This window comes from Nocardia exalbida NBRC 100660 (assembly GCF_000308575.1).
In the GTDB taxonomy this organism is placed as follows: Bacteria; Actinomycetota; Actinomycetes; order Mycobacteriales; family Mycobacteriaceae; genus Nocardia; species Nocardia exalbida.
The window spans coordinates 83,995-109,389 of record NZ_BAFZ01000062.1 but is presented as its reverse complement, the minus strand read 5'-3'; the positions used below and the strand labels follow the sequence as shown (position 1 = coordinate 109,389).

Annotated in this window: 22 protein-coding genes and 1 tRNA gene; 12 read left to right on the top strand and 11 right to left on the bottom strand. The window is 66.8% G+C overall.

Annotation, left to right across the window (positions count from 1 at the left end; translation table 11 throughout):
* Positions 1 to 5,890 (bottom strand): type I polyketide synthase (locus ON29_RS15615; protein WP_169332580.1); only part of this gene is annotated, 5,890 nt, incomplete at its 3' end.
* Between the two features lie 172 nt (positions 5,891 to 6,062).
* On the bottom strand, positions 6,063 to 6,419 hold the full coding sequence (locus tag ON29_RS15610; RefSeq protein WP_040866992.1) for a winged helix-turn-helix transcriptional regulator: 357 nt from the start codon (positions 6,417 to 6,419) through the stop codon (positions 6,063 to 6,065).
* Positions 6,420 to 6,562: 143 nt separating this feature from the next.
* Here ON29_RS15610 and ON29_RS15605 point away from each other — a divergent pair, with 143 nt between their 5' ends.
* The 3 genes from ON29_RS15605 (at position 6,563) to ON29_RS34765 (ending at position 7,994) form a co-directional block, all read left to right on the top strand.
* On the top strand, positions 6,563 to 7,432 hold the full coding sequence (locus ON29_RS15605; RefSeq protein ID WP_040866991.1) for an NAD(P)-dependent oxidoreductase: 870 nt from the start codon (positions 6,563 to 6,565) through the stop codon (positions 7,430 to 7,432).
* A 135-nt stretch (positions 7,433 to 7,567) separates the two neighbouring features.
* Entirely contained in the window at positions 7,568 to 7,786 is a 219-nt protein-coding gene (locus tag ON29_RS15600; protein WP_040866990.1) for a hypervirulence associated TUDOR domain-containing protein, read from the top strand.
* Between the two features lie 4 nt (positions 7,787 to 7,790).
* Positions 7,791 to 7,994 (top strand): DUF3140 domain-containing protein, encoded by a 204-nt coding sequence (locus tag ON29_RS34765; protein WP_083863549.1) that lies wholly within the window; start codon positions 7,791 to 7,793, stop codon positions 7,992 to 7,994.
* Here ON29_RS34765 and ON29_RS33875 read toward each other — a convergent pair.
* The 3 genes from ON29_RS33875 to ON29_RS15585 all read right to left on the bottom strand — a co-directional run bounded on the left by ON29_RS33875 (position 7,991) and on the right by ON29_RS15585 (position 9,977).
* Positions 7,991 to 8,176 (bottom strand): LysM peptidoglycan-binding domain-containing protein, encoded by a 186-nt coding sequence (locus tag ON29_RS33875; protein ID WP_051175252.1) that lies wholly within the window; start codon positions 8,174 to 8,176, stop codon positions 7,991 to 7,993. The genes ON29_RS34765 and ON29_RS33875 overlap by 4 nt on opposite strands.
* 9 nt (positions 8,177 to 8,185) lie before the next feature.
* Positions 8,186 to 8,662 (bottom strand): LysM peptidoglycan-binding domain-containing protein, encoded by a 477-nt coding sequence (locus tag ON29_RS15590; RefSeq protein ID WP_051175251.1) that lies wholly within the window; start codon positions 8,660 to 8,662, stop codon positions 8,186 to 8,188.
* A 367-nt stretch (positions 8,663 to 9,029) separates the two neighbouring features.
* Complete coding sequence (locus ON29_RS15585; RefSeq protein WP_040866989.1) at positions 9,030 to 9,977, bottom strand: quinone oxidoreductase family protein; 948 nt, start codon at positions 9,975 to 9,977, stop codon at positions 9,030 to 9,032.
* Positions 9,978 to 10,064: 87 nt separating this feature from the next.
* Between ON29_RS15585 and ON29_RS15580 the strand changes: the two genes are divergently transcribed.
* The 4 genes from ON29_RS15580 to ON29_RS35890 all read left to right on the top strand — a co-directional run bounded on the left by ON29_RS15580 (position 10,065) and on the right by ON29_RS35890 (position 13,843).
* Positions 10,065 to 10,520, top strand: coding sequence for a MarR family winged helix-turn-helix transcriptional regulator (locus tag ON29_RS15580; RefSeq protein ID WP_040866988.1), 456 nt, complete (start codon positions 10,065 to 10,067; stop codon positions 10,518 to 10,520).
* 449 nt (positions 10,521 to 10,969) lie between these two features.
* On the top strand, positions 10,970 to 12,493 hold the full coding sequence (locus ON29_RS15575) for a PucR family transcriptional regulator (protein ID WP_040866987.1): 1,524 nt from the start codon (positions 10,970 to 10,972) through the stop codon (positions 12,491 to 12,493).
* A gap of 294 nt (positions 12,494 to 12,787) precedes the next feature.
* Positions 12,788 to 13,375, top strand: coding sequence for a CBS domain-containing protein (locus ON29_RS15570; protein ID WP_040867017.1), 588 nt, complete (start codon positions 12,788 to 12,790; stop codon positions 13,373 to 13,375).
* A 48-nt stretch (positions 13,376 to 13,423) separates the two neighbouring features.
* A complete protein-coding gene (locus ON29_RS35890) occupies positions 13,424 to 13,843 on the top strand; it encodes a TraR/DksA family transcriptional regulator (protein ID WP_157172805.1) in 420 nt (139 codons plus the stop codon).
* Here the strand turns inward: ON29_RS35890 and ON29_RS15565 are convergent.
* Entirely contained in the window at positions 13,830 to 14,654 is an 825-nt protein-coding gene (locus ON29_RS15565) for an SDR family NAD(P)-dependent oxidoreductase (protein WP_040867016.1), read from the bottom strand. The two genes, ON29_RS35890 and ON29_RS15565, sit on opposite strands and share 14 nt — an antisense overlap.
* A gap of 70 nt (positions 14,655 to 14,724) precedes the next feature.
* Here ON29_RS15565 and ON29_RS15560 point away from each other — a divergent pair, with 70 nt between their 5' ends.
* Entirely contained in the window at positions 14,725 to 15,318 is a 594-nt protein-coding gene (locus ON29_RS15560) for a TetR/AcrR family transcriptional regulator (RefSeq protein ID WP_040866986.1), read from the top strand.
* A gap of 144 nt (positions 15,319 to 15,462) precedes the next feature.
* Here the strand turns inward: ON29_RS15560 and ON29_RS15555 are convergent, their stop codons facing one another.
* Entirely contained in the window at positions 15,463 to 16,530 is a 1,068-nt protein-coding gene (locus ON29_RS15555) for a YeiH family protein (RefSeq protein WP_063825330.1), read from the bottom strand.
* 11 nt (positions 16,531 to 16,541) lie between these two features.
* On the opposite strand from ON29_RS15555, the gene ON29_RS15550 reads away from it, so the two are divergent.
* Positions 16,542 to 17,486, top strand: coding sequence for a LysR substrate-binding domain-containing protein (locus ON29_RS15550; protein WP_040866985.1), 945 nt, complete (start codon positions 16,542 to 16,544; stop codon positions 17,484 to 17,486).
* Positions 17,487 to 17,647: 161 nt separating this feature from the next.
* On the opposite strand, the gene ON29_RS15545 is transcribed toward ON29_RS15550, so the two are convergent.
* Entirely contained in the window at positions 17,648 to 18,298 is a 651-nt protein-coding gene (locus ON29_RS15545) for a hypothetical protein (protein WP_157172804.1), read from the bottom strand.
* Positions 18,295 to 18,768 (bottom strand): hypothetical protein, encoded by a 474-nt coding sequence (locus ON29_RS15540; protein WP_040866983.1) that lies wholly within the window; start codon positions 18,766 to 18,768, stop codon positions 18,295 to 18,297. Before ON29_RS15540 ends, ON29_RS15545 begins: the two co-directional genes overlap by 4 nt.
* 1,170 nt (positions 18,769 to 19,938) lie before the next feature.
* Between ON29_RS15540 and ON29_RS15530 the strand changes: the two genes are divergently transcribed.
* From ON29_RS15530 to ON29_RS15520, 3 genes are all read left to right on the top strand, one after another.
* Positions 19,939 to 20,023: transfer RNA gene (locus ON29_RS15530), tRNA-Leu, on the top strand.
* Between the two features lie 320 nt (positions 20,024 to 20,343).
* A complete protein-coding gene (locus ON29_RS34760; RefSeq protein WP_157172803.1) occupies positions 20,344 to 20,814 on the top strand; it encodes a hypothetical protein in 471 nt (156 codons plus the stop codon).
* Positions 20,815 to 21,008: 194 nt separating this feature from the next.
* On the top strand, positions 21,009 to 21,944 hold the full coding sequence (locus ON29_RS15520) for a site-specific integrase (RefSeq protein ID WP_157172802.1): 936 nt from the start codon (positions 21,009 to 21,011) through the stop codon (positions 21,942 to 21,944).
* A 378-nt stretch (positions 21,945 to 22,322) separates the two neighbouring features.
* On the opposite strand, the gene ON29_RS35885 is transcribed toward ON29_RS15520, so the two are convergent.
* Complete coding sequence (locus tag ON29_RS35885; RefSeq protein WP_157172801.1) at positions 22,323 to 22,469, bottom strand: hypothetical protein; 147 nt, start codon at positions 22,467 to 22,469, stop codon at positions 22,323 to 22,325.
* Between the two features lie 114 nt (positions 22,470 to 22,583).
* Complete coding sequence (locus ON29_RS15515; RefSeq protein ID WP_040866981.1) at positions 22,584 to 25,328, bottom strand: tetratricopeptide repeat-containing protein; 2,745 nt, start codon at positions 25,326 to 25,328, stop codon at positions 22,584 to 22,586.
* Positions 25,329 to 25,395 lie beyond the last annotated feature (67 nt).

Genomic DNA, 25,395 nt, shown 5'->3' with positions numbered 1-25,395 from the left:
CGAGCATCCCCGCCCCGTCACTCCAGACCACCCCGTCGGCACGCGCGTCGAAGGTCTTGCACCGGCCGTCGGCGGCCAGGCCGCGCGCCCGCGCGAAGTAGATGTCGAGCGAGGGCGTGAGCACTACGGTGGCACCGCCGGCCAACGCCAGATCGCATTCGCCGCTGCGCAGACTGCGCACCGCCGCATGCACCGTCACCAGCGACGAGGAGCACGCGGTGTCGATGGTGAGGCTCGGACCGTTCACGCCGAGGAAGTACGACAGCCGCCCGGAGGCGACGCTGGACAGATTGCCGGTGCCGAACCAGGCGTCGGGCGCGACACCGGCTCGCGCCATCCGTTCGGCGTAGTCATTGGACATCAGACCGACGAAGACGCCGGTCCGGCTGCCTTCCAGTCGGCTCGCGGGATAACCGGCATGTTCCAAGGCCTCCCACGACGTTTCGAGCAGCAGCCGCTGCTGCGGGTCGAGCATCCGCGCCTCGCCGACGGAGATGTCGAAGAATCCGGCATCGAAATCCTCGACACCGTCGACGAAGCCGCCCCACCGCGTGTAGGTCTTGCCCTCGGCGTCCGGGTCCGGATCGAAGACGGCGTTCACATCCCAGCGCTGGGCGGGCACCTCGGTCACCGCGTCGGTTTCGGTAGTGAGCAAGTGCCACAGGTCGCCAGGGCCGCGCACGCCACCGGGATAGCGGCAGCCCATGCCGATGATCGCGATGGCGTCGGCGTAATCGTCGGCGGCAGCGCTCGTTTCGCGCGCTGTGAGCTGCGCCACGTTCGGTGTACTAGGTGTAACCGGAAGTTCGGGTGGGTATACCGGGGGCGTGAGCTGCTCAGAGGTGCGCGTGGTCGGTCGCTGTGCGGCTTGCGCTCGACCCGTGCGACCGGGCGCCGGCGCTGACTTCGCATCGAGCCGGGCGATCTCCTCGGACACCGCGGCGACGGTCGGATGATCGAACAGCAGGGTCGCCGGAAGACGTACTCCCAGATCAGCGGAGAGCGCGTTGCGCAGCTCGACGGCCATCATCGAATCCAGCCCGAGTTCCCGCAGGGGCGTGCGGTCGGAAACGGCTGTCGTTCGGCCGAGTGCGGTCATGGCGTGGGTGCGCACCAGATCGAGCAGCTCGCCGGGCTCACGCGAGGTTCGAACATCCTGCGAGTCGCCCTGGTCGATCGCCTCCCGCTCCGCCGGAACGTCCGTGACGGTGGGGAATACCGCGACGACTCCTTCGGCCGACAGCAGCGAGCGCAGCGCTCGAACACCGTCCTCGGCCGCCAGTTCGGCGACGCCGTGGCGTGCCCACGCTCGGCGGGCCGTGTCGCTCAGTCCTGCGGCCATGCCGGTACCCGCCCACGGACCCCACGCGATGCTCACCGCAGGCAGCCCTTGCGCCGCACGCAGGCGGGCGAGGCCATCGAGATACGCGTTCGCCGCGGCGTAGTTGCCCTGCCCGGCCGTGCCCACCACGGCGCTGACCGAGGAGAACAGCACGAACAGATCCGGCGACCTGTCCGCGGTCAGCTCGTGCAGGTGCCAAGCGCCGCCGACCTTTCCCGCGAAGACCCGATCGATGTGGCCCGGGGTCTGCTCGATCAGCAGGGCGTCGTCCAGAACACCCGCGCAATGCACCACCCCGGCCAGCCTCGGAAGCTCGCGACCGAAGCGAGCGATCAGCCGGGACAACGCCTCCCGGTCTTCTACGTCGACCACCGCGGTCTCGACATCCGCCCCCGAGGCCGCGATCCGCGCCATCTCCTGCTCGTCTTCCGGGCCAGGGGCGCTGCGACCGGCGAGCACGACCATGCCCGCACCGGCCTCCGCCAGGATGCGCGCGGCGGTCGACCCCAGCGCACCACGACCGCCCGTGATCAGATACGCCCCGCCGCGATCCAGCTGAGGCACTGCCCCGAACTCATCGGAGGGCCGCATCCGCATCGTGTAGCGGTGGCGTCCGCGCAGAGCAATCGCGAAGTCCGCCGCATCGGAACGGATTTCGCTCACCAGGCGGTGGTCGTCGCAGCGCGCGCCGTCGGGCAGATCGATCAGGCGACAGCGCAACTCGGGAAGCTCGGTGCGCACCACCGCGCCCAGTCCCCACATGGTCGCGGCGGCCGGGCGCACGGATTCGCCGGACAGTGCTCCGGTTGCCCCGACGGTCACCAGGTACAGCGGCGCGTCGGTGACTGCCCGAGCCATCCGCTGCACAGCATTCAAAGCGAATCGCGTTTCCACACGCGCCGCTTCGGCAGTGTCGTCCGCATCGGCATCGGACAGGTAGATCACTGCCCGCTCGTCGGCGGGCCACCGGGCCGGATCGGTCGTGCGCTCCACTGCCACCGCATCGGTGCCCGCGGCACGCAAGGCGGCGGCGAGCCGGTCGGCCTGTTGCCCGACGCCGATCACCAACACGGCGGCAGGGCCCGGTCCGGTCGGCGACACCACGGCGGGTTCCCAGAGCGGGCGGTGAGTGAGGCCGGACATGCGATCCCGATCCTGGGACTGCCCGGCAGTGCCGGACTCGGCGAACCATACGTCTTCGATATCGCAGACCACCGCGCCGGCGGTATCGAAAACACTGATACGAACCGTGCGGTCGGTGCGCTCGGCCAGCGCCCACGCAGTGGCGCCCGCGTTCACGCTGGACAAACGCAAACGGCCGATACCAATCGGCAGTCGAGCCGTATCGCTGTCCCTGGACACCAACGCGAGACCGGTCTGCACCGCGGCATCCAGCAGACAGGGCAGCCAGGCGTCTGGTTCGTCGGCCAGTGCCGCCGGGCGTTTCAATTCGGCCAGCACGCTGCCCTCGCCCAGCTGCAACCGCGAAAGCCAGCGAAATCGTGGACCGAACGTCAATCCGGCGTCCGCGCAGCGACGGTAGAAGTCTTCGACATCCCATTCGGTGGTCGGCGCGAGCCGCGCCGCGGACAGTTCGCCGGGGTCGCGCGTTTCACCCGCGACGGCGCGAACCGCTGCGGATACCGCGGTGACACTGCCGTTGTCGACGTGAAAGCGCACTTCGGTGCGGTCACCCGCGACGGACACGTGCGGCTCGGCCAGTTCCTCCAGCGGCACCGGCCGGGCGGCGACGAAATCGATCAGCTCGTCGTCGGCGCCTCCGGCCGCGCGCAGCGCGCGCAGCGCCAGTTCCGCCGCGGGCACCACCGCCCGGTCCCGAAACCGGTGCTCGGCAAGGTATCCGGTGCGCGCAGAGGTGCCCGCGATCGGCACAGTGACCCGCTCTCGCTCGAAAGGATAGGTGGGCAGACCGTTGCGCCGCCGCGCGTCCGGGGGCACCACCGAGGTCCACTCGACCTCCGCGCCGGCGCAGTACAGCGCGCCGAGACCGGTCAGCAGCACCTCATCGTCGGTGGCCGCGCGGCGCATACTCGGCAGCCACAAGGCGTCAGGATCGGCGTGCCGCCCGAATTCCAGCAGCACCGGATGCGGTCCCACCTCGAGGTAAGCGTCCACGCCCAACTCGGCGGCCGCGCGCACGCCCTCGGCGAAACGGACGGTGCCGCGAGCGTGCGCACGCCAGTACGCGGCATCCAGAGGGCCTTCGAGCCGCGCGCCGGTCACGTTCGACACCAGCGGAATCGCCGCCACGCGCGGGGCGGGCACCAACTCGGCAACCCGGGACTCGAAGTCCGCCAGCATCGGCTCCAACAGCGGCGAGTGGAACGCCGTCGTGCCGGGCAACCGCACCGTGCGGATCGACCGTTCCTCGGCGGCTCGCATCACCCGCTCCACCGCGTCCGCCGCTCCGGAGACGACGAATTGTCCGGGGCTGTTGACCGCGGCCACCGACACACTCGCCGCGAGTTCCTCCCACAGCGTTCCGAATTCCTCGGGTGCGGCGAAGACCGCCGCCATCGCCCCGCCCTGGGGCACCGCTTGCATCAACCGACCGCGTTCGGCGGCCAGTCGCAACCCGGCGTCGAGGTCGAACACCCCCGCGACCGTCGCCGCGACCAGTTCACCGAGGCTGTGTCCCAGCACGACATCGGGTCGAATGCCGAACGCCGCCCACAGTTCGGTGCACGCCCACTCGATGGCGAACAGAGCCGGTTGCGCGTACTCGGTGCGGGTCAGCTTCTCCTCGTTCGCCTCGAACAGCAGCGGCCGCAGACGGATTCCGCCCGGAAGCGGTCCGAGCAACTCGTCACAACGGTCGAGCGCCGCGCGGAAAGCCGGATATCTGCGGTCGAGTGCCGCACCCATCCCCGCATACTGTGCGCCTTGTCCGGTGAACAGCATCGCGATCCGCGGCTTGCCCGCAATCGAGTCCGTCGATCGAGGTGAAGGTTCTGCGAGCCGGCGCGCGGCCTCCTCGGCCGTTCGCGCCACGACCGCGCGACGGTGCACGAAATGCGTGCGTCCCAGCGCCGCGGTGGCGGCGGCATCGGCGAGCGGCACCTCCGGTCGCTCCAACTGCTCGGCGTAGCGGCGAGACAGGATGTCGAGCGCGGACGGGGTGCGCGCCGAAAGGGCGAGCAGCGCCGGTCCTTCCGGGTCCGCACGCGGCTGCGGTGCGGGCGCCTGCTCCAGTACCACATGCGCGTTGGTGCCCGCGAAACCGAACGAGCTCACGCCCGCCAGCCGCGTCCGCTCCGTGCGCGGCCAGATGACATCGCGGGTCGGCAGCGCCAGCGCCGTGCCGTCGAGCGTGATCTTGGGATTCATCGTGGCGAAATCGTGCTGACGCGGAACGCGTTCGTGCTCGAGTTGCAGCACCACCTTGATCAGCCCGGCGACGCCCGCGGCGGCCTCGAGGTGACCGATCTGCGACTTCACCGACCCCAGCAGGCACACCGACCCATCCGCCCGCGGCGCACCGAGAACCCGCGACAGCGCCTCGATCTCGATCGGATCGCCCAGCGGCGTACCGGTGCCGTGCGCCTCCACGTAACCGATCTCGTCGGCGGCACATCCGGCGTCGGTCAGCGCGTCGCGCAGCAGTTCGCGCTGGGCCGTCGGGTTCGGCGCGGTCAACCCCATGGAACGACCGTCGTGGTTCACACTCGAGCCGCGGATGAGCGCCCTGATCGCGTCGCCGTCGGCGATCGCTCGCGAAAGCGTCTTCAGGACAACGATTCCCGCGCCCTCGCCGCGCACATACCCGTTGGCGCGAGCGTCGAAAGGACGACAGTGCCCGTCCGGGGAAAGCGCACCCATGCGGGCCAGCGCCTCCGACGTGAGTTCGGACTGCAGCAGATTGACCCCGCCCGCCAACGCCACCTCGCACTCCCCCGCCCGCAGGCTGCGACATGCCTGATGCACCGCCACCAGCGATGACGAACACGCCGTGTCGATCGCCACGGCGGGACCGCGCAACCCCAGCACATAGGACACCCGCCCGGCGACGATGCTCGACATCGTCCCGGTGAGCGTGTGCGCGTCCACCGAACTCACCCAATCCGGTGTGATCGTGCGCTGATACTCCTGCCAGCTGACGCCCAGGAAGACACCGGTGCGGGCCGCTGCCGGAGTGTCCGGTGCCAGCGCCGCGTCTTCCATTGCCTCCCAGGCGACTTCGAGCGCCAGCCGCTGCTGCGGATCCATCGACGCCGCTTCGCGTGGCGCGATGCCGAGGAACTCGACATCGATGGCATCGATGGGACCGGTCAGCAGGCCCGCCCGCCGCCGCGCTCGCCGCGGAGCCGAATCCGCTACCGCCCAACGGCTTTGCGGCGCCTCGATGATCGCGTCGCGGCCCGAGGACAGCAGTTCCCAGTACTGCCGCGGTGTTTCCGCACCGCCGGGAAAACGGCAGCCGATACCCACGATGGCGATCGGCTCGCGCTGCGGCCGCGCCTCCAACTCCTGTATCCGGCGGAGCGCCCGCGTCAGCAAGACCCGTAGGTCATACCCATCATCCGACATCTGCGCTGCCACCCACATCTTGCAAAAGTTGTGACGTGGAACATACGACGGGCTCGGTTATGCGTCAATTGCACAGGGTGTGCACGAAAGTAACCAAAGTTACCAACTAGTAGCTTGATCTTCCGCTGAACGATGTTGCCCGGGTGAAACATTCACTTTTGAAGGATTCACCTCAGGGCTCCTGATGTACTCGCGGCGCCCCGATCCGATCGATCCGGTCCCGTCCCCAGGCGCCCAGCGGCTCCAGTGCCGCGTTGAGCGCGACGCCGATCTCGGTCAGCCGGTACTCCACGCGCGGCGGCACTTCGCGGTAGACGGTCCTGCTCACGATCCCGTCCTCCTCCAGCTCCCGCAGCTGCTGGATCAGCATCTTCTCCGAGACTCCCGGCAGCCCCTTGCGCAGCTCGCCGAAGCGCCGCACGCCGTGGTTATCCAGCTCCCAGAGAATCAGCGCCTTCCACTTGCCGCCGACCACATCCATCGCGGCATCGATACCGCAGAAGTACGGCCCCGATCGCTTCGCACCCACCGTCCACCTCGCTACCTGCTCACAAACCAATTGGTAAGTACCGGACAAAATAGTAGGTACTTGCCTCTCCGCCGGGCAACGAGCACTCTTGGTCACAGCGCGCTGACCAGGACGTTTCTCGAACCCAAGGAGTTGAACCCGCAATGGCGGAGACCACGAAGACCCCGGTGACCATCCTGGGCCTCGGTGCGATGGGCCAGGCGCTGGCCGCCGCATTCCTGAAGGCCGGCGTGCCGACAACCGTCTGGAACCGCACCCGCGGCAAAGACGCCGAACTCGTCGCGGCCGGAGCCGCCACCGCCGCGACCGTCACCGAGGCGATCGGCGCCGACGGCCCGATCATCGCCGTACTGCTCGACCACGCCTCGGTGCGCGCCACCCTCGACCCGGTCGCCGCGCGACTGGCCGGCCGACAATTGATCAACCTGACCAGCACCGCCCCCGGCGAAGCTCGCGAACTCGCCGCCTGGGCGGCCGGACACGACTGCGACTACCTCGACGGCGGAATCATGGCGGTGCCACCCATGATCGGCCAACCCGGCGCCTCCATTCTCTACAGCGGCTCCCGGACGGTCTTCGACGCACACCGCGAAACCCTCGAATTGCTCGCTGCCGCGGAATACTTCGGCGAAGACGCGGGCTTCGCCTCGACCTACGACTTCGCCCTGCTCGCCACCATGTACGCCATGTTCGGCGGCTTCCTGCACGGCGCGGCCATGATGCGCTCCGTCGGTGTCCCCGCCGCCGAATTCGGCCGACGAGCCGCCGCGTGGGTCGGCGCCATGGCCCAGTCCTTGCCACATCAGGGGGCCGTCATCGACACCGCCGCCTACACCGACCCGGTCCAATCCATCGCGTTCCACAAAGCCGCAATGGACGCGATCAGCCGCGCCAGCCGCGACGCGAACGTCACCCTCGACTTCGTCGCCCCGTTGAAAAACCTTCTCGACCGTCAGGTCGCCGACGGTCGCGGCGCGCTGGGATTCGAACGAACATTTGAAGAACTCCTCTGACCCGCACGTCAGGCTTCGAATTCCGCGATTCCTCCCGCGCCCAAACGATGCAGCATCGCTTCAGCTATCGGTTTGCGGCGTCCCAGCGGGGGTACCGCATGCACGTCGGAAGCGGGAATAGGTAAGGAATCTGCCATGAGCAAGCGATCCTTCAGCAAAGGTGACAAAGTGGAATGGAAGAGCCACGGCAGTACCGCCGAAGGCGAGGTGGAAGAGGTGATCACATCCGACACCGAAGCTGCCGGCCGGACCGTCCGGGCATCCGAGGAAGATCCGCAGTACCGCGTGCGCAGTGCGAAAAGCGGTCGTGACGCGGTGCACAAACCCGACGCTCTTCATCGGCAGGACGATTGAAATCATGACGACAGACAAAAAGGGCACGCGTGCGGAATTCGACAACATCGTCAATATGACGGCCAAAGAACTACGTCGTTGGCTCCACACCGACGAGTCGAAATCGGTGGGACAGAAATCGGACGGCGGCGGCGAGTGGCCCTTGCTGTCCCGAGGTGAGCGATCGGAGGCCGCCGCGATTTCGAGGACGACTCGGCATCCGGTCTAGCCCGCCGAGGCGAGGATGGACCGCAAAGGGAGCATGATCTGCTGGCCGACTCTGATGAAGTCGGGGTTCTCGATGCCGTTGATGTCGGCAATCCTCTGCAAGAATCGCAGATCGCCGTACTTCTTCTTGACGATTCCCGACAGGGTCTCGCCTGCGACGACCGTATGCCATTCGGCTGCCATGGTTTTCTCCTAGTTCTTCGGGGGAATGATCAATTCTCGGCCGACGTGAATCACGTCGGGGTCCAGGATCTCGTTCGCATCGGCGATCAGCGGGAACAGCGTGGCATCACCGTAGAAGCGCTTGGCGAGCTTGGACAGCGTGTCGCCGGAAACGACTTCGTACGAGATGCCGGGAATGATCAGTACCTGACCAGGGTGGATCTGGCCGGAAGCGTCGATCCCGTTCGCCGCGGCGATCAACGGGAACAGATGCGAGTTCTGCGGGCGATAGAAATGCCCTGCCAATCCAGACAGTGTTTCGCCTCGCACCACCGTGTGCTTGCGGTTCACCTCGGGGATGATCAGCACCGTCCCGACCCGTATCGAATCGGGATCCGGAACGCCGCTGGCCACGGCGATGAGCTCGAAAAGCGCTGCCTGACCGTAGAATCTCTTCGCAATCGCGGAGAGAGTGTCTCCTGCGGCTACCTTGTGTGTATTGATCATCGAGTGACCCTCTCGTGCAACTGCGGATTTCGTAGGAATGTCGAGAATTCGGCGAATGACGCCGGATTCCGGATCGACGATCTCAGCGTACAGTCGGCACGACGATAATCGAAGTACTCGGTCCGATAAGTTGGAATTCAGGTAGTTCCCTACTCGCTCACCGAGTCATTCTGCGCGGCGGCGGTGCCGGTATTACTCGGTAAGCGTTTTCCGCACGGCGCGACGCGAGGCGTAAGCGCGCAAATGAGTAGTGGACTACGCTCACCCGCCGGCTTGATCAAGAGGGCCCTATGCGGTGGCCGGACGGCACGGCGCCGATCCGACGCGGGATCGTTGAGGAGTGTCCCGGCCGGATCGGGGACGCGATTCATTCGATGCGGACGATGCTCTTGCCGTGAGTCACTCCGCCGGCCAGGTTCGCGATCGCGGTCTCGACGTCGGCGAGGGTGTATTCGGCGGTGACATCCACGCGCACCGACCCGTCGGCGACCAGCGCCATCGCGCGAGCGGCACTGTCGGCGAGCCGCTGCGGGTGGGTCTGGCCGGCCAGATTGCTGTTGTAGGTCATCAGCGACTGACCATGCATCAGCAGATCGTTGGCCGACACGGTGACCGGCTCGAAGGTGGCGATGTTGCCGTAGACCACGATCCGGCCGTGCGCCGCGAGCCGGGCGAGGCTCGCGACCCGAGTGGGCCCGCCGATCGGGTCGAGGATCACGTCGAAGCTCTCCTCGCCCAAGGCGTCGGGGAATTGTTCACGTTCGAGCACCTCGTGATAGCCGAACCGGCGCGCGTAATCGAGCTGACCGGCGTTGCCGACGACTCCGACAATCCTCTTCGCGCCCGCGGCGGCGGCGAATTGCCCAGCCAGCGACCCGACACCACCGGCGGCGGCATGGATCAGGACGCTGTCCCCCTTCCGTACTCGTGCGACGGTATCGACCAGGTCGTACGCGGTCGGAGTCACCCAGCCGAACGCGCCCGCGGTGCGTGCGTCGACGCCCGAGGCATTGATCGCCAGTACCGCCGGCGCGGTCACGACCTCGGCGTAACCGCCCCCGCCCACCAGCGCCACGACCTGCTCGCCGATCCTGTCGTCGTCCACGCCCTCCCCCACCGCGATGATCTCGCCCGCGACTTCGAAGCCCGGCACGAACGGGCGCGGAATCGGGAAATGCCCCGTGCGCACCAGCACGTCGCCGTACTGCACGCCCGCATAGGCAACGCGGATGGCGACCTCACCCCGTCCGGCCACAGGCTCATCGATCTCCGAGATCCGGAAAGTGTCATCGGTGTCCAGCACAACAGCCTTCATGACATACAACTTTCTGTGTTGACTCAGTATCCTGACATAGGAATCTAGTCACTATCAGATACCTGAGTCAACTTAGGGAGTTGTGTCATGGCCGATGTGCCTGTCGAGGAATACGTGTGCACCCGGCTACGCCGCGCGGAGCAAGCGCTCATGGCCCACCACGAGGCGGTGCTGCGCGGCTACGGGCTGACCATGACCCAATACACGGTGCTGCTCACTCTGTCCCGCGAGGACGCCATGTCCGGCGCCCAACTGGCTCGCGCGTGCGGAGTCACCCAGCAGAGCATGGCCACCGTCCTGACCGGCATGCAGAACAAAGGACTCATCGACCGGCAACCGTCCCCGGTGCACGCCAAAGTCCTCATCGCCACTCTCACCCCGGCAGGCCATGGCCTGCTCGACCGTGCCTACCAGGAAGTCATCGTGCTCGAACGCGCCCTCACCGACCGCTTCACCCCCGACGAGCACAGAAGGTTCTGCGAGTTCCTCGACCGTGCCACCGCAACCCTCGTCGAACAAACCTCGACCGGTCACGGCGGCTGACCCGGCCATACCGGCAGGCCGGAACCGAAGAGCGGAGTAGGTGATCTCACCAGCTGGGTCTCCTGGCAGGCGTACCGTTCGATATGTGGCAAGGGCTCGTGCCGGCGCTGTTTGCGCTGAGACTCTGTCGGCCCGCGCGCTCGGTACGGCCACGATCCGCGATCGTTCGACGAATCCGCCGCCGACCGCGACGGTCCGACCGCACCGGGCAGTGCTGCCGTGCGCACCCACGGGTTCGAACCAGCCGACCGAAGCACCCTCGCGTTGCTGACCGGCACCGATAACGCCGACATCGGCGACGTGGCCGTATTCGCCGCTGTCGGCGGGGCGTCGGTCGCCTGCACCGGCGCGCGTCGGCGCTCACGGCGATGCACCGGCCGAGGGAGCGGTCCGGCTTGCGCGTCCACGACCTTCCACCAGTCGCGCCGAGTTCGAGATCGGAGGGGCTCATGGTGACGTTGGACCGGTTGGCGAACGTGTTGGGTGGTTATGGGGTCCGTGTGCGGTTGGGTTCGGTTGCCCGGTCCACCCCCCTACGCAGTGTGGTGATTCACGGAGCAGAGCATGACCCGATGGAAGCGGGCGACGTGCTGCTGGGGATCGGGGCGCGCTCGGTATCGGAGGTGGTGGACTGGGCGGTGGCGGCGCGGGCTGTCGTCGTGCTCTTCCGCGGGGATGAGCAAACCGACGACGAGCCGAAGATCGAGGGGGTCGCCGTGCTGGTGATCGACCCCGCGGTGGCCTGGAGTGAGGTGGCCGCGGTGGTCTACGGGTTGGTGCTGGAAGGACGCGAGACCGAAGCCGGTCGCGGTCCGACCGATTTGTTCGCCTTGGCCGACAGCCTGGCCGACGCGGTCGGCGGAGCAGTGACGATCGAGGACCGCCTGTCTCGGGTGCTGGCGTATTCACGGCCGCAGCAGCCCCTCGATCCCGCGCGGGTGGAGACGATCCTGGGGCGGCAGATGCCACAGTGGTTGCGCGCGGTGTTCGAAACGCAGGGTGTCTTCGCACATTTGGCGGATTCGACGGAACCGTTGTTCGTGCCCGCGCAGGAAGATCGCGCGATGACGGGGCGGATGGTCGTGGCCGTGCGCGTGGGCCGGCAACTGCTGGGCTCGGTATGGGTGTCATGCCCCGCGCCGTTACACGGGGCTCGACACCAGGCGCTGACCGACGGCGCGCGCACGGTGGCCCTGCATCTGCTGCGGTCGCGGGCCAGCGCGGACCTGGAACGTCAGGTGGAATCCGAATTGGTGATCCGTTTATTGGAAGGCGCCGCGGACGCGGCGACGGTGGCCAGCAGGCTGGGGTTGGCGCCGGAGGGTTTGCGGGTGCTCGCGCTGCGGGGCCGGATCGCAGACGAGCAGCACGCCGCGCTGCTGTTGATCTTCGAGCGAGCGACATCCGGATTCGGCTGGTCGCGTTCGAGCCGCAGCGCCTTGGTCGGTGACGTCATCTACACCGTGCTGCCCGCAGGTCAGGCGGCGACGGCACGCCGCTGGATAAGCGAGCGACAAGCGGCACTGCCCACCCAGATGACGGTGCTGGCCGGGATCAGCGGTGTTGCCCGGGCCATAGAATTGGCCTCGGCACGCCGAGAGGCCGACGAATGCCTGGCGCTGCACGAGGCCCGATCATCGGGTGCTGCGCCCCCCGCCTACGACGAGTCATGGGACGAAATCCTGCTCCAACGGTTGCGCACCGCAGGGCTTTCCGGGCACGCCCCCACGCGGGGGCCGATTTCGGAGTTGCGGCGCCACGACCGCACGAACTCCACCCGATATGTGGCGACGCTGCGCGCCTGGTTGCAGGCGCAAGGCGACCCGGCAGAGGCGGGTGCGCAACTGGGCGTGCACGAGAACACCGTGCGTAACCGGCTGCGCAAGATGGCCGAGGTGACCGACCTCGGATTGGACGACCCCCGCAAACGGCTTGCCATGATGATCGAACTCGCCGTCACCGACCACGCCTGAGTCCGCGCTGTCCTGCCGCCACAAATCCCGGCTCCTCGATTGTCGGATCAGCGCAACCGAACTTCTCGACACCGAACGATCATGGAATCGAGCAGCAGTCGCAAGGCAGGAAGAGTCGAGTCGGCGATGCCGGTAGGTCCGAGCGACTGAGACCAGCCCTGCACCAGGGCCTGCGCGTCGTCAGGGGCGGCGCCGGCTCGGCCCGTCCCTGACGACACTTCCCACCCGGCCGGGAGCGACAACGGTTCCGACTTCGGAGCCGAACCGGTACTAGCTGAAGCGGAGTTGAACGGCATGAGGAACATGCAGGTATGTGAGGTCATGCAACGGCCGATCATTGCTGTGCGGCATGACGATCCGGCACGCGCCGCGGCGCTGATGCTCGCCGAACTGGGCTACGAGGCGTTGCCGGTTCTCGACCAGGCCGATCGCCTCATCGGGGTGATCACCAGCGGTGATCTCTTGCGGGCAGGCGAACTCGACGACACGGTCGGTGCGGTGATGACCACGCCGGCGGTGTCGATCCCCGGCGCCGCGGCGCTGGCCGAGGTGATGAGCAGGCTGGTGGGTCCCGGACTGCGCAGTCTGCCGGTCGTCGATGCCGACGGCCGCGTGGTCGGGATGTTCAGCCGCGGCGACGCGTTACGAATCATGCTCACCCCCGACGACGCACTCGCGGCCGATGCCCAGACGCTGCTCGACCAGTACACCGGCGCACGGCGCTGGCAGGTCACTGTCGAGGAGGGTGACGCCACCGTCTCCGGCCGGTTCGCCGACGAATCCGAACGGCGCATCGCCCTCGCCCTGACCCGTACGGTGCCCGGGATCCGCGCCGTGACCGTCGCTGCCGGACGGGCCGCTGCGGCCGCCGGCGCGCACTGACACCGACTCGGCCCAGCACATTCCGAACCACGAGCCCTGGAGACCCGGATGACTTCCGCACCCACCGCCTCACCCGAACGCCTATCCGATCACCTACCGGCGCTGCGAGCCGGACTGGATCAGCAACGTCGCTTCCGAGTGCGACAACTGGCCGAACTCGAAGCCGAGATCGATCGTGCGGCCGAACCCACCGACGCGGCGGAAATGGCCAGGCGGCAGGTCGCCGAGAAATTGGCCGTCGCCGCACGGCACGCGTTGGCCGACATCGATGGAACCATCAGCCTCATCACCTCAGGCCGCTACGGCCGCTGCCGCGGCTGCGACAGCGAGATCTCGATCCACCTACTTCGAGTGATTCCCACTACCCAGTGGTGCCTGGATTGCCGACGGCATCTGTCTGCCTTCGACGGTTCCCGCTCGCTGCGACGCAGGGGCGGTACCCGGCCGCCGAGGATCAGGCGACAGTGACCGGTTCGGGCAGTTCGGCGAGTTGTTCGGTCAGTTTGGCATGGATCGCGGCGACCGCGTCCCGGCCCAGCGGCAGCCGCAACGGGGGCGTGGGAGATTCGACGGCGGCGATGATCTGCTGTGCCGCATGGACGGGATCCCCGTACACATTCGGGTCGAGGTCGGCCAGACGTTCGCGCGCCGCCTCGACGCTGGCGGCGTAGTCGGGGTGCTGGACGGAGGTGATATCAAGTGCGGCAACGAAATTCGTGCCGAACATGCCGGGTTCGACGATCGTGACGCCGATACCCAGGTGGGCGACTTCTTTGGACAGGCCTTCGTTCATACCTTCCACGGCGAACTTGGTGGCCGCGTAGAGACCCAAGCCCGGTGAGGGGGCCGCGACACCCGCCACCGATGAGATCTGCACGATATGGCCGCGCTTGCGCTCCCTCAGCACCGGCAGGCATGCGCGAATCATGTTCAGTGATCCGAACACGTTCGTCTCGAAGGCGCCCCGCACCGCGCTGTCGGGGATCTCTTCCAGCGCGCCGAAGACGCCGTAACCGGCGTTGTTCACCACCACATCCAGGCGCCCGAACGCCTCCACCGCCTGCGCCACCGCCCGCCGCCCCTGTTCGCCGTCGGTGACATCCAGCGGCGTGACGAGAACGCGACCGGGATGGGCGGCCGCCAGTTCTTGCAGGGATTGCGACCGCTCGGGGGTGCGTGCCGTCGCGACCACCCGGCCACCGCCCGTCGCCACGGCCTGGCATATCGCATAGCCGAATCCCGATGACGCACCGGTCACCAACCACACTCGATCACTCATGATCATCACTCCTCACCATCTCATATTTACGATACTGACCATATCGTATTTGAAAGTATATGATTGCGCCGTGGCAGAGCAGAAGGTTGCACGCGGGCCGGGACGGCCACGCAGTGAGCGATCACGCACAGCGGTACTGACCGCGGCGCGGGAACTACTGACCGACCGAGGGCTGCCCGGGCTGAGCATGGACGACATCGCCGCGCGGGCCGGTGTCAGCAAGAACACCATCTATCGGTGGTGGCCGACCAAGGCTGCGGTGCTGATGGATGCCTTCACCGACGCCTTCGCCGACCGGATGGAGGCTCCCGCCGACGGCGATGCCCTGACCCGGTTGCGGATCCAGCTCCGGCGCGTGGCGCAGTTGATGAACACCCCCGAGGCCAGGCGCCCGTTCGTCGCCTTGATCGCAGCCGCTCAGCACGACCCCGAACTGGCCACGGCATTACGCGAACGGTTCCTCGACGGCCGGCGCGCCGACGTGGGCGTGCTCATCGCCGCCGGAATCGACAATGGCGAACTCCCGGACGATCTCGACACCGACGCCGTCATCGACCTGATCTATGGGGCTCTTTACTACCGGCTGCTCGTCAGCGGCGCGCAACTCGACCCGGCATACGCCGATCGGATCATAGCGCTGCTGACCCCCGTACTCCGAAGGTGAATCCGCCTGCTCGTACATCAGCGGGGCATATCGACGGGTGGCGGAGTCGACGGCAGCCGGGACACGCCGGCCCACTACCCCGTTCTCGAGCCGAGGCCGTCGAGTTCTCGCCGTCGAACTTCGCCCGAAGGGCCGTATACGTGATCAGGTCCATCCGGTCGCCGCGAGCAGCAGCAGGGCGGAGATGGCGAGCACCAGGCCGAGGATGCCGCCGTAGAGCAGCGGGCGCGGGCCGGTGGCACGCATGCGCCGCCAGTCCAGCGAGGCGCCGACGGCGGCCAGCACCGCTGCGACCAGCCAGCCGCTCACCGTGGTGGACGCGACAGTCCATCCCTCGGGTAGCACCCCGGTTCCGGCGATCACCGAGGCGGCGAGGAACAGCACAACGAACAGCGGAATGGTGCGCCACATCGGCGCTGTTCCAGCGGCGTCCGGGCGGGGCAGCCGGCACTCGGTGAAGTGCAGCCCGATGCACAGCGGCACGATCATGAGGCTGCGCGTCAGTTTGACGATCACCGCGAACGACGCGGCCACCGGTCCGAACGCCACACCGGCGGCGAGCACCGAGGAGGTGTCGTTGATCGCGGTGCCCGCCCACAGACCGAACGCCTGCTGCGAGAGGCCGAGCATCCGACCCAGTGGCGGATAGACCAGCACCGCGACGATATTGAAGACGAAGATGGTGCCGAGCGCGTACGCCACCCGGTCCCGTGCGGGCGCGATGACCGCGGTGACCGCCGCGATGGCGGATGCTCCGCAGATGGTGGTGCCCGCCGCGATCAGGATCTCCGACTCGCGGTGCAGTGCGAGTAATCGGCCCACGAACACCGCCGCGACCGCGCCTGCCAGCAGCGTGCCCAGTAGCACGACCGCGGTGTCGCGGCCGACGGTGAGTACCGCGTCGACGGGCAGGTCCAGACCGAGCAGCACGACGGCGCAGGCGAGCACGCGATCGCGGGTGAACGCCAGGCCGGGCGCGAACCGCCCGGTGTCGGTGCCCCCGCCGCGCGCGAGCGCGCCGACGAGGATGCCGGCGGTGAGGGCGGTCACCGGCGCGCCGACCACTGGAACGAGGCGCCCGGCGACGGTGGACAGAGTAGCGAGGAACGCGGCCAGCGCCAGGCCCGGGACGAATCGGTGCAGCGTGTTCACCTGCCCGATGGTGGCCGCAGCGGCGCCCGCCTGGTAGACCGCGATTACCACCGACATCATAAGCTCGGCTTATGACCTTGAGCCCAGAAACTCCCGATCTCACCGTGCTGGACCTGCTGGTCTCGGTAGCGGAGACAGGCAGTCTGGGCGCGGCCGCGCGCAGGCAGGGGATCAGCCAGCCGGCGGCCAGCATGCGGATCAGTTCGCTGGAGCGCCGGTTACGGCTGCGGCTGCTCGATCGCGGCCCGACCGGTTCGGCGCTCACCGACGCGGGCCGCACCGTGGTCGAGCACGCGCGGACGGTGCTCGCGGCAGCGGAGGTGTTCACGAACGCCGTCGCGGGTCTGCATGCCGAGCGGGCTCCGCGGGCGCGCATCGCTGCCTCCAAAACTATCGCCGATCACCGTATTCCACAGTGGCTGGCGGCCCTGCGGACAGTCCGGCCGGACGCCGTGGTGGCGCTGGAGGTCGGCAACAGCCGTCAGGTGGAGGCCATGGTGCGCGAGGGCGCTGCGGACATCGGTTTCGTCGAGGGCCCACACCCACCAGCCGGTCTGAGCGGCCGGGTGTTGGGCACCGACGACCTGGTCGTCATCGTGGGGCCGGACCATCCGTGGGCGCGGCGCACCGAGCCGGTCACGCTGCGCGAACTGGCCGCCACCCCGCTGCTGTGGCGAGAGCCGGGGTCCGGCACTCGCGATACGGTGTGGGAGATGCTCGCCGCGCACTGCACGCCCGCTCCCCCGGCCGCGGAACTCGGTTCCGCCGCAGCCATTCTCGGCGCGGTCCGAGGCGCGATGGCGCCCGCGGTGCTCAGCGCTCTGATCGCCGGACCCGAGCTGACCGCAGGCCGGGTAGCGCGGGTGCCCGTCGCGGACGCCGCACTGCTCACCCGCCGGTTCCGCGCCATCTGGCGGCGGGAGACCCCTCCAACGGACGCGGTGGAAGTTCTCGTGCGATGCGCGGAGCGGATCGAGCGGGCCCGCGGGGTCCTTCCCGTTCCCCCGCATCGGTGATCTGAACTACTCGGCGCTCGTATCCGCGCACCGCGGGAAACCTCGAGTAGAAGACGCGTGAACGGGCTCGGTTCCTGACGGCCGGAAACAGCGCCGAATGCACGGCACTGGCCACCGCCACACTGCGCAGCTCCTCACCGACCGCGAGGAGTCGGTCGAACTCACCCACCGGCCCACCGTGCTTGCGGTGGGCGCGCCGTGGATACTCGCCCGACGGGCAAGGTCGAAGGCAGCTCGACGAGGGGTATGGGCCGTCGAAGGTCGATCATCGTCGCCGTGTGCAGTCTGCGTTCGCGCCGCATGATCGGCCCGAGTTCCGGCGCGCCGATCGAAACCGCCACCGTGCAGTCACCGGGGCCCAGTGCCGCCAGCATCCCGTTGCGGACGGTGGCGGCGAGCGGCTGGAGCAGTATCGCGACGCAGAATTCTATCGTGAACTCCCCGACCGAATTTCCGTCGATGGTGACGTCCAGGCACGGACTGTAGGTCTGGGTGATCTCGTGCTCGAACAGCGTGACCTGTTCGGTTCCACCGGCGCGGGTTCGCATCGCCGCCGAGCGCAACCGGTCGTAGCGGCGCCAACCCCCGATCGCGACACTGCCCAGGTCGACCTCGAGCAGTCCATCGATGGTCTCGGCCACCTCGTGCAGCGCCACCGACCCCAGTGTCGGGGCCACGGCCGGCGCCCGGCGCAGGGCCAGGTGTTCGGCGCCCCTTTCGTGCAGGCGCTCGGCCAGCTCACCCACCTCGACATCATGCGGGGCGTTGTGGAAAAGAACCGACCGAGCACTCATCGACGCTGGACTCGTCATCCGAGCACCTCCTTGACGTTCAGCCACGGTTCGCAGGCCCGCAGCCGTACCCGCACGTCCGGAGCACGGGTGACCTGGCGAACGTGGATCATCGGGGGGACGTCCGCGACCACCCGCACGTGTACCTGCGGAAGACGCGGATCCTTTTTGCGCGGCGCCTCATTCGGGCGTTTCCGGCGACCGCGTACAACCAGCGCCGCGGCGCCGAGGAGGAGAAGGAACCCTCCGAGGCCGAGTATGTCGCCGATGCCGGTGTCCTGATCCCTGTCCTCGGCTTGCCCCGGCGACGGTGGACGCTCGCCGGACGGCTCTGTGTTCGCGCGCTCGTCGGTAGTGGTGACCAGCCGCGCGTGGATCATCTCGATGGATGTCCGCGCGGCAACGCCCTGGGAGGCTCCGACGCACGCGGCGGAAATGGCGTGCGAACCCAGCTGGACCCCTTCGGGCACATCGACGCGCACATCGAACACGCCACCTCGTACCTGGGCAGTCACCGATCCGGACCAGTCCGGAAAGGCCCGCACCAGGTCACAGGGCCAGCGCTCGCCCCGCACGGTGATAGCGGTGCCGAGTTCTGCGGTGGCCGGAGCGACGAGCGCGGGCGCGGGACTCTCGGACGGTACGGGGGTCGGGCCGGCACTCGATGGTCGCGCAGTTGTCCGGAGCGGTTCGCTTGTGGTGGTCGGCGGATTCGGCCCGGTCGTCGTGGTTGTCGGCTCAGGATTCGTCCCCGTGGCCGTGGGATCGGGCGTCTTGGTGGTGGTCTGCGGCTCCGTTTCCCCAGTCGAAGGCGGCGTGCTATCTGTCGGCGTGCTCACCGGCCACACCGGCCCCGCCGTGCTGGGCGGGACGGGCACGGTGGGAATCGGCTCCGGCGCCGCGACGGATACCGGCACGGCGCCGAACAGGCCTGCTATGGCCACCGCGACAAGAAGTGCTTGCGAGTCGTTTCTCATGATCACCTCCCCCCGAGGCCGGTATGCCCTCGAGGATCCAGTCGAGTGTGGGCGCACATCTTCCTCGTGACGCGAGTAGCTACCTACCTGATTCCCTGCGATCCTCTACGGCTTCGGCCCCTCGATAGTCGCCCCAGGAAGGATCAGCTCACCGAAGAGCCCATCATTGGACCAGCTCAGAGGGTTTTTGTTTGCTAGCGACGCCTCCTCAACTCGGTACGGCATCACCCTCCCCGACCCGTCTCGCGCTGGCCGATCAGAGCAGGCGAATAGCTGGCATTCACCGTTCGCTTGTGCACAGGCGCGGTGTTTCCCGAGCAGCTCGCCCATCGGTCCGTGCTGGCTGACGCGCCTTCGGCCGAGGCGAGCATTGGGCCCATGGCAGCGAGGGACCGAGTGCCGGCTACTCGTATCTGCAGCACAACGGGTCCGACCAGCGAGCGATCACGCGGACGGGCATCCCGGTCACCCTCGGTACCCTCGGCCGCGCGGTCGAGCCACACGTCAGCAGCTCCATCGCGTAGCCCGACACGCCGGCGACGCACCAAACCGAACGGCGCCTCATCGGCCTCCCGCCCGCACGGATAATCATCCGACCACCCATCCCGACATGCTCGAGAATCCGCAGGTCCAGCCGCGATTTGGTCCACGCGGAGTGATCCGATAATCTTGCTGAGCACACCGGTCCGGGTGGCGGAATGGCAGACGCGCTAGCTTGAGGTGCTAGTGCCCTTTATCGGGCGTGGGGGTTCAAGTCCCCCTCCGGACACGTAAAAACGCGCATTCAGTGCATCTATGCACTGAATGCGCGTTTTTTGTTGCTTCAGGTGGGCCTTTTCGCACCGGTACGGTGCATTCCTGCCCTGATCTAGGGCATGGGTGCCCTATTCGTGTGGTTGAAGTCGAGTCCGGACACGTGTGGGCAATCAGGAAGCTGTTGTCGGCATCCAGCCTGCTCGGGGATGGGGCGGATCGGGGTTTGTATCGGTTGACCAGGCTGTCGGTGGCCTGGATGCTGGAAGGAACGCTGCCTGTCGGAGGCGGCGCAGTGGGGGATTCATCCAATGATCTCGGCCAACGAGGAGACGTGTGAACTGGCCAGTCGATTCTGGAATGTTCGGTGGCGCGAGCCCGAAGCGCTCCGATCCCGTCGCTGCCCAGCAGCCTGTGTTCCGCCCGTTCCGCAAGCCGGGACCACCCGCTGTGCCCGAGCACGCCCGGGCGATGTACTGCTCGGTCACCACCATCGGCGGCAACGGGCGGTTATCGGACAGCTCGCCACTGAAAAAGCTTGGCTGGGAACCAAATCAGGCCCTGGCGATCGAGACGACCGATGAGGTGATCGTCGTGACCGAGTGCCGCGACGGCCCCTACGCGGTGACATCCCAACATCATCTGCACCTGCCCGCCGAGGTCCGCCGCTCGTTCCGCATCCAGGCCGGTGACCGGCTACTGGCTGTCGCCGCACCTGAGCAACGGCTCCTGGCGCTGTACCCGCCCACCAGCCTGCATCTCATGCTGCACCGTCAACACCCACATCTGTGGACTCGAAAACCATGAGCTGGAATTCCCCTGACCCACGCAACTTCCATTACCACCTGCACGCTCACCGCCCCGGCGACAGCTCGCCGCTCGGGGGGACCGAACCGACGGCGGAGGACAGCATAAACACCGACGAGCTACCTGAATCCCTACGACAAACCATCGAGCGACTGGAGCTGGTCGTGCACCGCGGCGGGCACAGCCGGTGGCCCATGCCGACGGTGCGCGAGTACATCGCGCGGATATCCGCAATAGTGCCCGACGGCACCCTAAACACCTACAGCGGCTACTGGAGGGTGGTGGAACAGGCATGGGGCGACCGGCGCCTCAACGAGCCCTCGACCGCAGAGATCACCGACCTGGTGAAGCAGCACCAACGCCGCGCTGCTCCCAGAATCAACGCAACCCAGGCCCGTGGCGCCGGCGGACTGATCGACGCCCTGCACTGCCTCTACCGCTACGCCGAGTACGACGGCCTGATCGACCCCTCGGACAACTCCGCCCGCAAAGTCCCCCGGCCACCGCAATCGCGCCGATCCAAACTTCCGCTGAGCATCGAGCAACTCCACGAACTCGCCGACGTCGCGGAAACAACAGGCAACGACCGCGAACTCGACGGACTCATCGTGCGCCTGCACATGGAAACAGCCTGTCACCGCCGCAGTGTCCTACACCTGCACATCCACGACATCATCCGCGACGACTGCACCCTTCGCCTTCGCGAGGAATCAGGCGACCTGCGCTGGCAACCCATCTCCCCCACCCTCCTGCAGCATCTGCTCGAACACATCGACGCCCGGGGCGGCTCCCGCACCACAACCCAGGTCCTGCGCGACCACACAGGCCAGCCAGTAACCGACCGCCGCTACGACAACCTCCACAGCCGATACCGCAAGCATCTTCCCTGGGCTGCCGAACAACACCTCACCGTCACCCGAATCCGCTACACCACACTGAACTACGTGGAACGACAGTTCGGCAAAGCAGTCTCCCACGCCTACGGCGGCCACCACCGCCGCACCGGCAGAAACACCCTCTTCCCCTACAACCGCCCCGGCATCTACGACGTCGCCCGAGCACTGCAATCCCTCACCGGAGAAGAACACCCCCTCGCACGCGGCCCATTTCCTGGGCTCTCCGAGCGATAACAGCGACACGCAAGCGCCGAGATAGCTTGGTCCTGCGGCTCCTACTCGTACGAGGAAGTCCGGGACTGCGACCAGCACAACACCCAGATCATGGGATCGGTGCCGAGATTCCCGATACGTCGACGCCGAGGGAGAGTGGATCTAACGGCTCATCTCTGTGTCAAGCCTCGAATAGCAGAGAGGTACCGTTAATCCACAGTCCCGAGCGGAACCCACCAGCAGGGCCCAGATTCTCTGGACCGATCAATGGGGTCCCGTCAATAGGTCTTCACCAATTTCCCTCTTCTCCATTTTGGGTCCAGCGCGTCGAAACCTTCTCGTTGAAGTCGTGAAGCACCTGCCGCACATACGATTCCGACTCCTGCAGCAGCTTCGCGATCAAACCACCGACTGATGCTGCGCCGATGCCACCACCACTGCCCGCCGCATCCGCACCGGCTGCCTGCCCGGCCGGGCGAGCTGGGCCAGCTTGCCGCCCTCCTGCGGGGTCACCGCTCCGATGAACACATCCGGCTTCCGAGCCACCGGCATCCCCTCCACCGGCAGCATTGCCGCTCACCCGTCGATGATCAACCCGCCACCCCGGTCAAGGTCACGGTCACGGTCACGGTCAAAGCATCAACCTTCCTGGACGCGGCACTAGGACGCATTCTCGGCGGACAGGCGATCCAGGAGTTGCTGCAACGCAACGTGCTGGATTTGAAGTCGAGCTGATTGAGCTTGCCATTCCGGCCATGTTTGCAGCAATGCTCTGTTGATCGCATTGCTCGCCAGTTTCAGTGACGTATGGAGGTACGACCATCCTCCCGCAAGTTGCAGGATTCGGTCGATTGCCTGTTCGGCGTCCGAGAATCGGCCGAGATGAAGGTACGCAATGGCGTCGAAGTGGTCGTACATGACCTGCTCGTCGGCAGATGGCTCCGAACCCCGCATCTGCTGCACGAGTTCGAGAACCGCTGCAAACTCGCCCCGGACGACAAGCTCTTGAAGTCTCGCAATCTGCGTTGCCTCGGGAACCGCCGAAACACGCTGACGGCAAGCTATTTCGCCGAACTTGTCAATGAGGTCCTGCTTGCACTCGATATGTGACCGGCCGATGGACTGCGCGGCTTGGATCGCCAGCCGGACCACCAGATCACCGCGTTCCGGTCCGCCCACCGCATCGAACTTGATCAACTCCGCCAGCGCCCGATCGGCCCACATCGCGCAGCGCTGTTGGCTCAGGCTGCCCAGCACGGTGTCAGTGAGTGCCGCGCACGCCGCCGTAGCGGCAAGGTGCTGAGCACCACGGCTCAAGCTCAGATCGCTGACCTCGTCGAGCGCGAACTCGATCTCGCTCACACTCTTGTCGTAGTGACCGCGGGATCCGTGCGTGGTTGCGATCTCGTATCGGAGAAACAACCTCGCGCATCGAAATACATAGACCCTCCCGGGGGCGGCAGTGCTGGGCAGCGGAACTGTCGAAACAAGCTCCAAAATCCACCGTGCGTGCACCATAAGCTGTTCCAAGGCGAAGAACTGACCTTTGGAACGGAGTGCCCCGATCCATCCCATCGTGCAAGTCATCAGGAGCCCAAGCAGATCCACCACGTACTCGTTCGGCGCGCTTCGCCGGTGGATCTCCCGGAGGATCTCGTGAACGAGTGGGTGGATATTAATGGTGTCGCTGGCCGGATTGGCGACCGTGGAGGAGTCCACGTAGTGGCGTCGCTGGGCGATCGATTGAGTCCGGAGATTAGTGAGCACCCCGTTGCGGCGTGCTTGATCAGCGATCTCCGGTGTGGGGGGATCCAGCAGGTTGATCGTCGTCGTCTCGGACACGGTTTGCAGCAGTAGGTTCACCGGGATGAGCTCAGGTGCCATGAAAGCGGCATGGTAGATCAGCGCCCGTGTCTCATTCCTGCGCTCGGGGCTCGAGCCGACCCCCAACTGCGCGACAGCGAATCGGATGGCCGCGAACGCGGTCTTGTCATAACCCTCGGGCACTGCCGTCGCTTCGGACAGCGCGTCGAGCCGTGCGAAGTATTGTCCCGACAGCTGGGAGACGTCCTCGTCCGCATTGCGGAAGTACGACGCGGCCATCGCGATCGCCAGGGGCACCCGGCCTAGCCGCTCGACGATCTCGATGATCGCGGGCCTGTGGGCACCTGACTCGAGCTGAGCGAATGCCTCGAAGCACGCGACCGCTTCCTCTTGCGTAAATACGTCGATCTGCAGCTGCGTTGCTGCGCTCCACCATCCAGTGCTGTTGGTGGACGTGACGATGACGAACCCGCATCCGCTCGACGGGAGATACGGCTCTATTTCCTGCCGTGTGCCGACACCGTCGAAGACCAGGACGAACGGACCACCGAGGCGGGCCATCTCGGATCGAAAGGCTGCCGCGAGATCTTCGATCGCTTCCACGTCGACTCCCACGGCGACGAGGATGGTCTTCGCCTTGGCTTCCATCAATCCCTGTGTGCGGCAGTCGATCCAGCAGACGTGCTCGTAGAAATGCCGATTCAGGTGACAGAAATCGGCGGCTATCGTGCTCTTACCGAACCCCGTCACACCAGTCAGCACCGCAGCGCGCGGATACCGCGACGCGACGCTGTCGGTGAACAAGGCGGTCAGCTCCATCAGTTCCGCTGTCCGCGCCACCGGGGACACAAGGCGTGGAACCTCAAGCAATGGCACACCCCAGTCGAAGCGACGCAGCGCATGCGCAATTCGTGCATCCGGGGTACACACCAGATCAATGATGTCAGCGGTGCTGATCCGGCGTGCGGCCAGGTCCGCGGCCGAATCGAACACGGCATCCATCAGCAGCGCGGCAAGCAACCCCGCAGTACTCTCGCCTTGACCGAGCGCACGGTCGCGTCGGATCCCACGGATCAACGCCAGAATCGATTCCTTGATTGCCACGGTGCCGCGATCATCCCGCATGACCATCCTGCGCGGCGACGGCTCGCCCTGTGTGAGTTCCGCAGCCGTGACAGGATAGACCAGTCTGCCGTCCGCCGACCTCGACGCTGTGCCGCAGGCACCGACGAGTTTCGGCGCTAGCGGCCTGTTCGTCAGGACGGCTGCCTCCTCCCCCTCACTGCCCATTCTGGTGAAGATCTTGTCAACCTCGGCATATCCGAGCGTGTTCGACTCGGACGGCACCACCGACGATTTGACCTGCACATGGCGTTCGACTCGTCCGTCTCGCTCGATCGCAAAGTCGATGACGTCATCGTCGTTGCCGACCCCGATGTCGTGTCGTGTCGGCTCTACGATCAGAACGACGGCACCCAAATCACCCGAGTACTCGGTCACGGTGCGAAGGAACTCTTCGACCGTGACGAGATATTGGAATCGGAATCCAAACGCGGCGACTGCGCCACCGTCACTCGTCACTCTGCCTCCGTCACCTCGGATTCCCGCACCTTCGATTACGCACCGACTTACCTGTGTGGTGCAGCAG

Excerpts from the sequence above, each read along its gene's own strand:
- ON29_RS15605 (WP_040866991.1), top strand. The coding sequence starts at position 6,563 with ATGGCGGAGACCACGAAGACCCCGGTGACCATCCTGGGCCTCGGTGCG.
- ON29_RS15600 (WP_040866990.1), top strand. The coding sequence starts at position 7,568 with ATGAGCAAGCGATCCTTCAGCAAAGGTGACAAAGTGGAATGGAAGAGC.
- ON29_RS34765 (WP_083863549.1), top strand. The coding sequence starts at position 7,791 with ATGACGACAGACAAAAAGGGCACGCGTGCGGAATTCGACAACATCGTC.
- ON29_RS33875 (WP_051175252.1), bottom strand. The coding sequence starts at position 8,176 with ATGGCAGCCGAATGGCATACGGTCGTCGCAGGCGAGACCCTGTCGGGA.
- ON29_RS15590 (WP_051175251.1), bottom strand. The coding sequence starts at position 8,662 with ATGATCAATACACACAAGGTAGCCGCAGGAGACACTCTCTCCGCGATT.
- ON29_RS15585 (WP_040866989.1), bottom strand. The coding sequence starts at position 9,977 with ATGAAGGCTGTTGTGCTGGACACCGATGACACTTTCCGGATCTCGGAG.
- ON29_RS15580 (WP_040866988.1), top strand. The coding sequence starts at position 10,065 with ATGGCCGATGTGCCTGTCGAGGAATACGTGTGCACCCGGCTACGCCGC.
- ON29_RS15575 (WP_040866987.1), top strand. The coding sequence starts at position 10,970 with ATGGTGACGTTGGACCGGTTGGCGAACGTGTTGGGTGGTTATGGGGTC.
- ON29_RS15570 (WP_040867017.1), top strand. The coding sequence starts at position 12,788 with ATGAGGAACATGCAGGTATGTGAGGTCATGCAACGGCCGATCATTGCT.
- ON29_RS35890 (WP_157172805.1), top strand. The coding sequence starts at position 13,424 with ATGACTTCCGCACCCACCGCCTCACCCGAACGCCTATCCGATCACCTA.
- ON29_RS15565 (WP_040867016.1), bottom strand. The coding sequence starts at position 14,654 with ATGAGTGATCGAGTGTGGTTGGTGACCGGTGCGTCATCGGGATTCGGC.
- ON29_RS15555 (WP_063825330.1), bottom strand. The coding sequence starts at position 16,530 with ATGATGTCGGTGGTAATCGCGGTCTACCAGGCGGGCGCCGCTGCGGCC.
- ON29_RS15550 (WP_040866985.1), top strand. The coding sequence starts at position 16,542 with ATGACCTTGAGCCCAGAAACTCCCGATCTCACCGTGCTGGACCTGCTG.
- ON29_RS15545 (WP_157172804.1), bottom strand. The coding sequence starts at position 18,298 with ATGACGAGTCCAGCGTCGATGAGTGCTCGGTCGGTTCTTTTCCACAAC.
- ON29_RS15520 (WP_157172802.1), top strand. The coding sequence starts at position 21,009 with ATGCCGACGGTGCGCGAGTACATCGCGCGGATATCCGCAATAGTGCCC.